12 protein-coding genes are annotated in these 12,466 nt (G+C 63.4%); 10 read left to right on the top strand and 2 right to left on the bottom strand.

Annotated features, from left to right (window positions below):
- Nucleotides 1-60 precede the first annotated feature (60 nt).
- From C2L65_RS04155 to C2L65_RS04135, 5 genes are all read left to right on the top strand, one after another.
- Nucleotides 61-780 (top strand): C39 family peptidase, encoded by a 720-nt coding sequence (locus tag C2L65_RS04155; protein ID WP_042306811.1) that lies wholly within the window; start codon nt 61-63, stop codon nt 778-780.
- Nucleotides 781-787: 7 nt separating this feature from the next.
- Nucleotides 788-1,594, top strand: a complete 807-nt coding sequence (locus C2L65_RS04150) for a hypothetical protein (protein ID WP_042306809.1) — start codon at nt 788-790, stop codon at nt 1,592-1,594.
- Between the two features lie 113 nt (nt 1,595-1,707).
- Complete coding sequence (locus C2L65_RS04145; RefSeq protein WP_042306807.1) at nt 1,708-3,174, top strand: hypothetical protein; 1,467 nt, start codon at nt 1,708-1,710, stop codon at nt 3,172-3,174.
- Nucleotides 3,175-3,198: 24 nt separating this feature from the next.
- Nucleotides 3,199-4,749, top strand: a complete 1,551-nt coding sequence (locus tag C2L65_RS04140; protein WP_042306806.1) for a sigma-54 dependent transcriptional regulator — start codon at nt 3,199-3,201, stop codon at nt 4,747-4,749.
- 124 nt (nt 4,750-4,873) lie between these two features.
- On the top strand, nt 4,874-5,374 hold the full coding sequence (locus C2L65_RS04135; protein WP_042306804.1) for a dihydrofolate reductase: 501 nt from the start codon (nt 4,874-4,876) through the stop codon (nt 5,372-5,374).
- A 954-nt stretch (nt 5,375-6,328) separates the two neighbouring features.
- Here the strand turns inward: C2L65_RS04135 and pmbA are convergent.
- Nucleotides 6,329-7,699 (bottom strand): metalloprotease PmbA, encoded by a 1,371-nt coding sequence (gene pmbA / locus C2L65_RS04130; protein WP_007580226.1) that lies wholly within the window; start codon nt 7,697-7,699, stop codon nt 6,329-6,331.
- A 219-nt stretch (nt 7,700-7,918) separates the two neighbouring features.
- Between pmbA and yjgA the strand changes: the two genes are divergently transcribed.
- Nucleotides 7,919-8,530, top strand: coding sequence for a ribosome biogenesis factor YjgA (gene yjgA, locus C2L65_RS04125; RefSeq protein WP_042314530.1), 612 nt, complete (start codon nt 7,919-7,921; stop codon nt 8,528-8,530).
- Nucleotides 8,511-9,137, top strand: a complete 627-nt coding sequence (gene mog, locus C2L65_RS04120) for a molybdopterin adenylyltransferase (RefSeq protein WP_042314537.1) — start codon at nt 8,511-8,513, stop codon at nt 9,135-9,137. The genes yjgA and mog overlap by 20 nt, the downstream gene beginning before the upstream one ends.
- A gap of 3 nt (nt 9,138-9,140) precedes the next feature.
- Here mog and orn read toward each other — a convergent pair whose 3' ends face one another.
- The gene (gene orn, locus C2L65_RS04115) at nt 9,141-9,767 is read right to left on the bottom strand and encodes an oligoribonuclease (RefSeq protein ID WP_042314529.1); all 627 of its coding nucleotides are present in this window, start codon (nt 9,765-9,767) and stop codon (nt 9,141-9,143) included.
- Nucleotides 9,768-9,897: 130 nt separating this feature from the next.
- Between orn and C2L65_RS04110 the strand changes: the two genes are divergently transcribed.
- Genes C2L65_RS04110 through C2L65_RS04100 form a run of 3 tightly spaced genes read left to right on the top strand, consistent with a single transcriptional unit; the run spans nt 9,898 to nt 12,440 of the window.
- Nucleotides 9,898-11,157: a M48 family metallopeptidase gene (locus tag C2L65_RS04110; RefSeq protein ID WP_042314528.1), complete on the top strand. Its 1,260-nt coding sequence runs from the start codon at nt 9,898-9,900 to the stop codon at nt 11,155-11,157.
- Complete coding sequence (gene rsgA, locus C2L65_RS04105) at nt 11,154-12,107, top strand: ribosome small subunit-dependent GTPase A (protein WP_042314527.1); 954 nt, start codon at nt 11,154-11,156, stop codon at nt 12,105-12,107. Before C2L65_RS04110 ends, rsgA begins: the two co-directional genes overlap by 4 nt.
- Nucleotides 12,108-12,119: 12 nt before the next feature.
- On the top strand, nt 12,120-12,440 hold the full coding sequence (locus C2L65_RS04100) for a putative signal transducing protein (protein WP_042314526.1): 321 nt from the start codon (nt 12,120-12,122) through the stop codon (nt 12,438-12,440).
- The last annotated feature ends 26 nt before the right edge of the window (nt 12,441-12,466 follow it).

The raw sequence follows: 12,466 nt of genomic DNA, 5'->3' as shown, positions 1-12,466 counted from the left end.
GCCATACGGGATGCGCCGGCGGCCAATGCAGCCGCCGGCGCGACTTGGCAGGAGACCAGCATGTCCGGGTTTGACCGGTTCCCGGCGTTACGACCCGCCGCGACTGTCGTTGCGCTCGTTACTTGCACGTTGTGTGCGCGAGTGAACGCACAGGCGAGCGTCGACACGTCTACCCTCGCAGGTATTCCGCTTACCAAAACGGTGCACTCGATGAGGGACCTGCGTTACCGCCATATCGTCAGCCAGCAGTTCGATTACAGCTGCGGTGCGGCGGCGCTCGCAACCCTCCTCAAGTACGGCTACGGCATCGACATCCCCGAGACGGACCTGATCCGCCGGATGATGGTTTTCTCGACGCCGGAGGTAGTGGTCAAGAACGGCTTTTCGATGCTCGACATGAAGAAGTTCGTCGAGACGATCGGGCTGCGGGGCCGCGGATTCCGCGTAAACACGGACGCGCTGTATCACCTCCAGGTGCCCGTCATGGTTCTGATGAACCTCGACGGCTATGAGCATTTCGTGATCGTCAAGCACGCGCAGGACGGTCGCATCTTCATCGCGGACCCCGCTCTCGGCAACCGGATATTGCTCGAGGAAGACTTCGCGAAGACATGGAATGGCCTCGTATTCGCAGTCGTCGGGAAACCTTTCAGGGAGGATTCCCCGCTGTTGCAGGACAACGAATCGCTGGCCTTGCGGCTGCGCGAGCGCGCGCTCGCCAACGGCACGGCCGCGACTCCCTTTGTCGAATACGGCTTGATCAAGGCAGACCTGTTCTGACTCACCCATGAAGCACTACCTCAACCAGCCCGGCCGCACCTGTCTCGCGACATTGATCGCGACGGCTTGCGGCCTCGCAACCAGCGCTTTCGCCGCAGACGTTTCGACGTCCCGCGACGTGGCGCCGGCGGCGATCCAGTGGCAAAGCGTCGGGGATGATGTGCTCGCCCAGCAGACCGGAAAAGGCGCGGGCGGACAAATGATCTCCGGTTTCGTATTGAACGTACTTTCGCAATGGCAGTTGCCGAACGGCGCGAACGCACTCGCGCAAGGCAGCCTCTCCGTTGCACGCGATGCGGCGAACGCGCTGACGGCCAACGTCAACACGCTCGCGCGCGTCACCGACGGCCGCGGCAATCCGGGCGCAGACCCGAATGCCCAGACGATCGGCGGACAACGCATCGCGGTCAACGGCGTATCGCAGGTCACGCAGGTGGCGGGCGATCGCAACGCCGGCTTCAACACGGCGACGATCGACTTCAACAACAATCCGCAACTGCTGGCAGGCGGCACGAATGCGCAGAGCGCCTCGGCCTCGAACCCGGCGGGCAACGTCAAGGCGGGCATCTCGTTCGGCAACGGCGGCGTGACCGTCGCGCTGCAGACGCCTGCCGGCATCGCATCGCAAACCATTGCACCCAGCAACGCGCAACAGGCCGGCGCGATTGCCCAACTACTGCAGATCGCAGGCAATAACCAGCAAGTCGCCAACCAGTTGCAGCTCTCGTTGCAGACGGCACCGATGTCGTCCTCGATGCTGCGCCAGGCCGGCGTACTACAAGCCCTGCAAAACGCGGTAAATGCAAGGAGATAGGGCGGGCCGCCACCCGCCGAACAGGCGTCATCAGGAGGAGAAGTCGTACAGAAAGCGGCGGCACAAAGCATAAGAACCAGCCAAGTGCTGCCAGATTCACCGGGGGAAGAATAATGATGATTGACACAACACGCAGGAAGCCGCGAGTCCGACTCGCGGCTATTCCTGCTGCTGCGATGCTGTTCGCACTGTCGCAGGGGGTTTCCGCACAAGCCATCAACAACCAGTCGCTCGAAGAGCGGCTCAACACGCTGATGCGCGTCGTCGATGAGCAGCAGCGGCAGATTCACTCGCTCGAACGGCAGGTGACGAACCTGGAAATGTCGCAGCGCGGCCGCGGTGCGCCTGGCTATGGCGCGCCCGCCGGCAGCGAGGCCGTTGCCGAGCAGCCGGGCGCGGACGGCCTGCCGATGCCGTTGCCGCCGCTCGCCCAGGTGACGCCGGGCGCGCCCGCGCCGGGCAACGCGACGGGCACCGCGACGGGCGTGCCCGTCAATCCACCCGCGCCGGAAGGCTCGACGTCGGCGGGCTCGCCTGGCACCAGCAATCCCAACGCGCAGGCGAGCGGCCCCGGCATGCCGGAAGGCGCCGTCGGCCAGACGCAGAAGGCCGCCGAGCCGGTGCGCACGCAGGCCGAGGAAGCCGTCGTGCAACGCGAGCACGCGCCGTTGTTCGATCACAAGCTGACGCTGGACTGGGGTATCAGCGATACCTACTACGACCGCCGGCAGCTGCAGCTGTCGGGCTTCCTCGCGCTCGACGCGATCTTCCTCGGCAACATCAACCTGGGGCAGACCAAGTCGCACCAGGTGATGGCCGATCTCGACGTGCGCTACGGCCTCACGGACCGCATCAGCGTCGATGTCGACGTGCCGTATGTCTACCGGCACAGCCAGTTCATCGTCGGCGGCGCTGGCGGCGCGGCGAATACGCTGTCCGACGCGTCCGTCAACTCGCACGCGATAGGTGACATGAACTTCGGGTTCTACTACCAGATCCTGAAGGAGACCAACAGCATCCCCGACGTGGTCGGCAGCCTGCGCGTGAAAGCGCCGACGGGCACCTCGCCGTTCGGCATCAAGGTCGTGCAGCTCGAGCCGGACAACACGAACCTCGTCGCGCCGTCGAAGCTGCCCACGGGCACGGGCTTCTGGAACCTGACGGCGGGCCTTTCGGTATTGAAGACCTACGACCCCGTCGTGCTGTTCGGCAGCCTGTCTTACACGTATAACATCGCGCGCTCATTCTCGGATATCTCATCGATCGCCGGGCAGACGCAGCCCGCGACCGTGAAGCTCGGCGATATCTTCCAGCTCGGCGCGGGGGTCGCGCTCGCGTTCTCCGACAAGGACTCCGCCAGCATCTCGTACACGCTCGCGCTGCAGCCCGCTTCGAAAACCAAGGCGCCCGGCGGCGATTACGTGAAGGTGCCGGGCAGCGAGACGACGGCAGCCGTGATGAATTTTGGCCTGAACCACGTAGTGAACAAGCATTTGACGATCAACGGTTCGGTATCGATCGGCATGACGCCCGACGCGCCGAACTATGTGATCGGCATGCGCTTCCCCTATACCTTTTGACGTGACACCGATACGAGGCAGATCGTGCGCGAAACTTCTCATCTGAACTCCGTTCCCCCACTCGCCGGATCCGGGTTGCGTCTTGCCGTGTCACGCGGGAGCGACACGCCCGCGGCGCATCCCGTGGCCGTCGACGCGCCGCGTGGCGCCGCGCCCGATCCCGGCTCGCGGATCCTGCTGTACGCCGCGCGCACGCCCGACGACGCGCTCGTCGAGCATCTGAAGAGCCGCGGCTGGAGCGTGCTCGTCGCGCGCTCGGCGCACGAGATCGGCCGGCTCGTGAAGCCCGCGACGATGTGCGCGGGAATCGTCGACATGGCGAGCTTTTCCGTGCGCGATCTGCCCGGCCTGGAGGCAAGCTTGCGCGCGCAGCAGGTCGGCTGGATCGCGCTGGCGAATCCCGAACGGCTCGCGGACCCGGCCGTGCGGCGGCTGATCCGCCATTACTGTTTCGACTACGTGAAGATTCCCGTGGCGAACGCGACGATCGACTATCTGGTCGGCCACGCGTACGGCATGGTCAATCTGTGCGACGCCGATTTTCCGCCCGACACGACGGGCGCGAGCGACGACGAGATGGTCGGCACCTGCGAAGCGATGCAGCAGCTGTTCCGCACGATCCGCAAGGTCGCGAACACCGACGCGAGCGTGTTCATCTCGGGCGAATCGGGCACGGGCAAGGAACTGACGGCGCTGGCGATCCACGAGCGCTCGCCGCGCCGCAAGGCGCCGTTCGTGCCGATCAATTGCGGCGCGATTCCGCATCATCTGTTGCAGTCGGAATTGTTTGGTTACGAGCGCGGCGCGTTCACGGGCGCGAACCAGCGCAAGATCGGGCGCGTCGAATCGGCCAACGGCGGCACGCTGTTTCTCGATGAAATCGGCGATCTGCCGATGGAGAGCCAGGCGAGCATGTTGCGCTTCCTTCAGGAAGGCAAGATCGAGCGGCTGGGCGGCCACGAATCGATTTCCGTCGACGTGCGCATCATTTCGGCGACGCACGTCGATCTGGAAGGCGCGATGGGTGACGGGCGCTTCCGCCAGGATCTGTTTCACCGGCTGTGTGTGCTGCGCGTCGACGAGCCGCCGCTGCGCTCGCGGGGCAAGGATATCGAGCTGCTTGCTCATCACATACTCGGCAAGTTCAAGACGGACAATGCGCGCAAGATTCGCGGCTTCACGCCCTCGGCGATCGAGGCGATGTACAACTACCACTGGCCGGGCAACGTACGCGAGTTGATCAACCGGGTGCGCCGCGCGATCGTGATGGCGGAGAACAAGCTGATTTCCGCCGAGGATCTCGACCTCGCGCACTTCAGCGAGCAGCAGACGATGAGTCTTGCGCAGGCGCGCGAGGCCGCCGAGAAGCGTGCGATCGAAGTCGCGTTGCTGCGGCACCGGCACCGGCTCAACGAGGCGGCCACGGATCTTGGGATTTCGCGTGTGACGCTGTATCGGCTGATGGGCACGCATGGGTTGCGGGATGCGTCGACCGACGAGAAGGCGGGTTTCAAGGGCGACGAGAAGGGAGATGGCAAGGGCGCGTATGGGGGCGATCAAGAATCGCGCGAGTGACGGTTAGTTCTGGTTGCGGGTTCGGCTTTGCGGTTCGCGGGTGTGCTTGAGTGACGCGCGTTCTGGCGGACGGCGCGCGGTCGGGTAGAATCGGCTTCCGCTTTCTATCCGCTTCACTTCCCGCATGACGACGCTGACCCTGATCGTCGCTCGCGCCCGCAATGGCGTGATCGGCCGTGATAACCAGTTGCCCTGGCGGCTGCCCGAAGATCTCGCGTTCTTCAAACGCACGACGATGGGCGCGCCTATTGTCATGGGGCGCAAGACGCATGAATCAATTGGGCGGGTGCTGCCTGGGCGGCGCAATATTGTTGTGACGCGCGATGCTCAACGACGTTTTGACGGGTGCGATACCGTTACTAATCTCGATGATGCGTTGGCGCTCGCTGAACGTGATGGGGCCGCTGAGGCGTTCTTGATCGGCGGCGCGCAGTTGTATGAGGAAGGTGCGCGGCGCGCGGATAAGATGATCGTTACTGAGATTCATGCCGACTTTGATGGCGATGCCAGGTTTCCGGCGCCTGATCCCGCAATTTGGCGCGAGGTTTCTCGCGAGACGCATCGGGCTAAAGAGCCGAATGATTTTGAGTATGCGTTTGTGACTCATCAGCGCGTAGCGCGGTAGGTTTTTTTCGTCTGCGACGCTGTTTGGTTGAGGCGCATTCGCTTCGTTAGCGGTTGGATTTCTTGTCTCTGCGCTGGCAGCCGCGGTGGCGCCTTTGCGGCGCGGGCGGTTTGGTTTGGTTTGGTTTGGTTTGGTTTGGTTTGCTTTGCTTTGCTTTTCGCTGGCATCCGCGCTTTGCCTTCGCGCTTCAAGCGTCGCCCCTGTGCGGGGCGGCACCTACTTTTCTTTGCCGCCGCAAAGAAAAGTAGGCAAAAGAAAGCGGCTAACACCGCCAGTTCTAGTGTTTGCCTGAGGGCCCCCAAAGGGTCTTACGCTTCACACGGCAATCACGTGACTCATGCTTGTTGCCAACGCTTTGAATGAACGCCTCACCCACTTCACACACCCGTACACGTGTTAGTGGCAGCGAATGGTTTGTGCCGCCCAGGTGGCAAACTGTGTGTAGGTTGTCGCGTCGTATAGGGTAGCGCTCTTACGGAGTGGGACGCGTGCGCTATCGGTCTGGAGTGAGGCGTGTGGAGCACAAGGGCCTACACACAGTTTGCCACCTGGGCGGCCGTGGACTATCTGGTACGGCATGCTGCGACGCGGGTGTGTGAAGCGGGTGATGCGCTGGATTGGAGCGTTGGCAACGTACGCGAACAGATACGCTGCCGTGTGAAGTGTGGGGACGCTGGGGGCCCGTGGGTAATAACACAGGCTGGCGGTGTTAGCCGCTTTCTTTTGCCTACTTTTCTTTGCGGCGGCAAAGAAAAGTAGGTGCCGCCCCGCACAGGGGCGACGCTTGAAGCGCGCTAACAAAACGCGGATGCCAGCGAAAACCCAAAAAAACCAAACCACTCGCGCCGCGAAGCCACAACCGGCTGCCATCGCAGAGGCAAAAACACCAAACGCATAACAAAATCCAGCGACAAGCCAATCAAAAACCCAGCCGGCCGCAGGCCAAAAAAACAATCACTGCCCTGCCACAGTCATCCGCTCAATCAAAACAGAGCCAGTCTGCTTAGTCCCGCGGACAATCGTGTCCGCCCCAATCGCCACGACATGCCGGAACATCTCCTGGAGCGTACTGGCGACAGTGATCTCTTCAACGGGATACTGAATCTTCCCATTCTCGACCCAGAACCCTGACGCGCCGCGCGAATAATCGCCCGTCACGTAGTTGACGCCCTGCCCCATCAACTCGGTGAGCAACAACCCCGTCCCAAGCTTGCGAAGCATCTCCTCGAAGTCATCAGACGCCTGCGTCAAAGAACTCCGCAGCGACAGATTATGCGAACCACCCGCATTCCCCGTGGTCGGCATACCGAGCTTGCGCGCCGAATACGTCGACAGAAAATACCCTTCGACAACGCCATCTTTCACAACAGAACGCTGCTTCGTCCGCACGCCCTCTTCGTCGAACGGTGCGCTGCCCATCGCGCGCGGCACATGCGGATCTTCGACAACCTGCACATGCGGTGCAAATACCGGCTTGCCAAGGCTATCAACCAGGAACGTCGTCTTGCGATACAGCGCGCCGCCGCTCGTCGCCTGCACGAACGCGCCGAGCAGTCCCGCCGCGAGCGGCGCTTCGAACAGTACAGGCACCTTGCGCGTATCGAGCCCACGCGCGCCCATGCGAGCCAACGCGCGCTCCGCGGCATAGCGGCCGACGGCCTCGGGATCGGCAAGCTCGCCTGCGCTGCGCTTCGACGTGTACCAGTCGTCGCGCTGCATGTTGCGCGCACTGCCCGCGATCGGCGCGCACGCCACGTAATGACGCGAATACGGATAGCCCGAAAGAAACCCGCGCGACGTGCCGAGCACGAATTGCGAATGCTGCGCCGACACACTCGCGCCTTCCGAATTCTTGATCTGCGGGCTCACGGCGAAGGCCGCATCTTCCGCGCGGCGCGCGAGTTCGACCGCTTCGTCCGCGTCCAGATTCCACGGGTGATACAGGTCGAGATCGCGCGGGTCCTTTTCGAGCAGCTCTTCTTCCGCGAGGCCCGCACAGTCGTCCTCGGCCGTGAAGCGCGCGATGTTGTACGCGGCCATCACCGTGTCCTTCAGCGCTTCGGACGAAAAGTCAGAGGTACTCGCATTGCCGCGCTTGTTGCCGATGAACACCGTCACGCCGACCATCTTGTCGCGGTTGTGCTCGATCGTTTCGACTTCGCCGCGACGCACTGAGACGGACAGGCCGTCGCCTTCCGAAATCTCGGTTGCCGCGTCGCTTGCGCCGAGCGACTTTGCGTGACGAAGAATGTCGGAGGCGATTTCCTTCAGTTCATCCTGCGTATGCGGGAAAAATCGTTGCCGGGCTTCCGTGTCTGCTGCCATTGTCGTTTGCCGTCCTGAGTTGCGGTGCCGTCCGGGCCGAAGCCCGCGAGAGTTCGTCGTTGCCAGCGCTGTATTCAGCCGGCCTGTGCGCCGACGCATCCCGCGATCATAGCAAGCTCTACGCTAGCGTACCTGGCATTCGCATGTGCCTCCCGCGCATGTACTTCGCGGACCGCACCTCGCCCAGCCAGCGCGGCCCGGCACGCTACAATATCGCGCATGACACGCAAAACCCGCATTCAACCCATGGAACCCGCTGCCGTCGTCGACGACAACGGGTATGACCGTCCCAGCAAGTCGCAACTGAAGCGCGAAATGCACGCGTTGCAGGAGCTGGGCGTAGAACTCGTCGCGCTGCCGAAAGACGCATTGAAGCGCATGCCGATGCCCGAATCGCTCGATGACGCCGTGCGCGCAGCACGCCGCATCACCGATCACGAAGGCAAGCGCCGCCAGATGCAGTACGTCGGCAAGGTGATGCGCGGCCTGCTGGACGAAGAAACGGCCGCGCTGCGCGAAGCGCTCGACAAGTACAAGGGCGTCAACAAGGCCGAAACGGCGCGCCTGCACTGGATCGAGCGCACCCGCGAAAAACTGCTCGCCGACGACGCCGCGCTGACCGAATTCATCCGCCAGCATCCTGCCGTCGACCCGCAGGAAGGCCGCACGCTGATCCGCAACGCGCGCAGGGAAGCGCAGCAAGGCAAGCCGCCGCGCTACTTCCGCGATCTGTTCCAGTGGATCAAGAACGCCGACGGCGCCGGCAACGACGATGCCGACAGCAACGATTCCGACGATCTGGACGACGACGATGACGAATCCCGTGCGTAATCATCCCGACGAGCTGATCGTCGGCCTCGTGTCGATCAGCGACCGCGCCAGCACGGGCGTCTATGAAGACAAGGGCATTCCGTCGCTGCAGGAATGGCTCGGCGGCGCCCTCACCTCGCCGTTTCGCACGGAAACGCGGTTGATCCAGGACGACGCGCCGACCATCACGAAGGCGCTGATCGAACTGGTCGACGAAGCCGGCTGCGATCTCGTACTGACGACAGGCGGCACCGGTCCCGCGCGCCGCGACGTGACGCCCGAGGCGACGCTCGCGGCCAGGACAAAGGAAATGCCGGGGTTCGGCGAACAGATGCGGCAGATCAGCCTGAACTTCGTGCCGACGGCGATCCTGTCGCGTCAGGTGGCGGTGATCCGCGAGACGGCAGAGCACGCTGCGCTGATCATCAACCTGCCGGGGCAGCCGAAGTCGATCAGGGAAACGCTGGAAGGCTTGCGCGATGAAACGGGGAAAGTGAAGGTGCCGGGCATTTTCGCCGCCGTGCCGTATTGCATCGACCTGATCGGCGGCCCGTACATCGAGACGAACGCCGCCGTCGTGACGGCGTTCCGGCCGAAGAGCGCGGTGCGCGCTCCGCGGCAAGGCTGAACGTTATTTCGCGGGCGCGTCGCTCGACGGCGCGTCGACAGGCGTGCTCGCGGCCGGGATCAGGAAATGCTCGCGGTAGTAGCGCAGTTCGTCGATCGATTCGTGGATGTCGGCGAGCGCGGTATGCATCGCACGCTTCTGGAAGCCCTTGTAGATCGCGGGCTGCCAGCGGCGGCACAGTTCCTTCAGCGTGCTGACGTCGAGGTTGCGGTAATGGAAGAACGTCTCCAGTTCGGGCATCCAGCGCGCCATGAAACGGCGGTCCTGGCAGATCGAGTTGCCGCACATCGGCGACTTGCCGGGCGGCACGTGCTGGCCGAGGAACGCGCGGATCTGTTCAGTAGCGTCGGCTTCCGTCACCGTCGACGCGCGCACGCGGTCGATCAGCCCGGAACGGCCATGCGTGTTCTTGTTCCAGTCGTCCATCTTGCCGAGCGTTTCATCGCTCTGATGAATGGCGAGCACTGGGCCTTCAACCAGCCTGTCGAGCGTCGAATTCGTCACGACCACGGCAATTTCGATGATGCGGTCGTTGTCGGGATCGAGCCCCGTCATTTCCATGTCCAGCCAGACGAGATTCATGTCGCTGCGCACGAGCGGCTGATTGACGGATTCGATAATGTCAGTCATTGAAGGCAACCTTGATTTGAGACCGCGCGAGCGGATCACGCTACAACCGCCGCCCGCCGAAGATGGCGCGCTCCCGCCCACAAGCGGGAACAAACATATAATTCTCGCATAGAACCTACGGATTCCCCGGATGCCTCCTCTCTACTTCACCGTTCTGTTCGTGATCGCCGTGCTGGCGATGGTCGGCACGAAGCTCTGGCTAGCGTCGCGCCAGATCCGCTTCGTTGCGGCGCACCGTGAGAGCGTGCCGCAGCAATTCGCGGGCACGATCGCCCTGTCCGCGCACCAGCGCGCCGCCGATTACACGGTTGAGCGCACGCGGCTCACGATGATCGAGATCGTCGTCGGCGCGGCCGTGCTGATCGCGCTCACGCTGCTGGGCGGCGTGCAGGCGCTCGATTTCGCCATCGGCGATCTCGCGGGCCAGGGCTATATCGGCCAGATTCTGCTGGTGGCGGCCGTGATCGCGATCACGAGCGCGATCGACCTGCCGTTCGATTATTACCGCCAGTTCGGTATCGAGCAGCGCTTCGGCTTCAACCGGATGACGAAACGCATCTTTTTCGTCGACCGCATCAAAGGCGTGCTGCTCGGCGCCGCGTTCGGCCTGCCGCTGCTGTTCGTCGTGCTGTGGCTGATGAATCAGGCGGGCACGTACTGGTGGTGGTGGACGTGGGTCGTCTGGGTGGTGTTCCAGATGCTCGTGCTGATCCTCTATCCGAGCTTCATCGCGCCGATGTTCAACAAGTTCGAGCCGCTGAAAGACGAAGCGCTGGTGCAGCGCATCGATGCGCTGATGAAGCGCTGCGGCTTCGCGGCCAAGGGCCTGTTCGTGATGGACGGTAGCCGCCGCTCCGCGCACGGCAACGCGTATTTCACGGGCTTCGGTTCGTCCAAGCGCATCGTCTTCTTCGACACGCTGCTCTCGCGTCTGTCGGGCAGCGAGATCGAAGCGGTGCTCGCGCATGAACTCGGCCACTTCAAGCGCCGCCATGTGATCAAGCGGATGGTCGTCACGTTCCTGATCAGCCTCGCGATGCTCGCGCTGCTCGGCTGGCTCACGCAGCGTACGTGGTTCTTCGAGGGCCTCGGCGTGCGTCCGTCGATGACGGGCAGCAACGACGGGCTCGCGCTCGTGCTGTTCTTCCTCGCGGTGCCCGTTTTCCTGTTCTTCGTAACGCCGCTGGGCAGCCTCAGTTCGCGCAAGCATGAATTCGAAGCGGACGCATTCGCCGCGACGCAGGCCGACGCGAAGGATCTCGTCAACGCGCTCGTCAAGCTGTACGAAGACAACGCGTCGACGCTCACGCCAGACCCGCTCTATACCGCGTTCTACTACTCGCATCCGCCCGCCTCGCAGCGGATCGACCGTCTGCTGCGTCACGCATGAGCGGCCGCTCGCCGAAAGCGCTGCGCGCCGCTGTCACCAGCGACCGCGCGCAGGAGCGCGTGCGCGGCCTCGTGATCGCCGCGCATGGACGTCACTACATCGTCGCGCCCGAGGACGGCAGCGCGATCCTGCAATGCTTCCCACGCGGCAAGCGCAGCGAGATCGCCGTCGGCGATCAGGTGCTGTACGAGTCGACCTCAGCCGATCAGGGCGTGATCGTCGAGATCGGTGAACGGCGCAATCTGCTGTATCGCTCGGATCAGTACAAGTCGAAGCTCTTCGCCGCGAATCTCGATCAGTTGCTGATCGTGCTCGCCACCGAGCCGCATTTCAGCGAAGACCTGCTCGGCCGCGCGCTCGTCTCTGCGGAAGAGAACGAGCTCAAGCCGCTGATCCTGCTGAACAAGATCGACGTCGAAGCCGCGCTGGCGCTCGCGCGCAAACGGCTCGACCGGTATCGCGGGCTCGGCTACACGGTCCTCGAAGTGTCGATCAAAGCACAGCCGGACGCCGCGCGCGAAACGCTCGAAGCCCATCTGAACGGCCACTCGACGTTGCTGCTCGGTCAGTCGGGCATGGGCAAGTCGACGCTCGTCAATCTGCTGATTCCCGATGCCGAAGTGGCGACGCGCGAAATCTCGACGGCACTCAACAGCGGCCGTCACACGACCACGTTCACGCGCCTCTACCCGCTTCCTGGTGGCGAAGGCGCGTTGATCGATTCGCCGGGCTTTCAGGAATTCGGCCTGCATCATCTGACGGAAGGCAAGCTCGAACGCGCGTTTCCCGAGTTCAGGCCGCTGTTGCCCAACTGCCGGTTCTACAACTGTCATCATCTGCACGAACCCGGCTGCGCGATCCTCGAAGCCGTCGCCGATGGCCGCATCGCGAAAGAACGGCATGCGCTCTACGCGCAGCTCGTACATGAGGCGAGCCAGATCGTCCGCTGACACGCAATCATGATGAAGCTCATGCGCGCGCCCAACGTCGTGATCGGGCAGCATTGGATCAACGTGCTGGCGGCGGCGGGTATCGCGTGCGAATTGCATAACCGCTATCTGAGCGGCGCGATCGGCGAGATTCCGGCGGATCAGTGCGCGCCGGAGTTGTGGCTCATGGACGAGCGCGACGAAGCGTTGGCGAGGAAGTTGATCGATGCGGCGCGCAGCGGGCCGGCCGTCGGCGCGCCCGGCTGGCGCTGCGCGCATTGCGGTGAAGTGCTCGAAGCGCAGTTCACCGTGTGCTGGAATTGCGGAACGGCGCGCGATCCTCTGGACGGCTGAATCACGCTTAGGTGCGTAGCGCGGCT

This window comes from Paraburkholderia terrae, from assembly GCF_002902925.1.
GTDB lineage: Bacteria > Pseudomonadota > Gammaproteobacteria > Burkholderiales > Burkholderiaceae > Paraburkholderia > Paraburkholderia terrae.
This window is presented reverse-complemented; position numbering and strand designations above follow the sequence as displayed.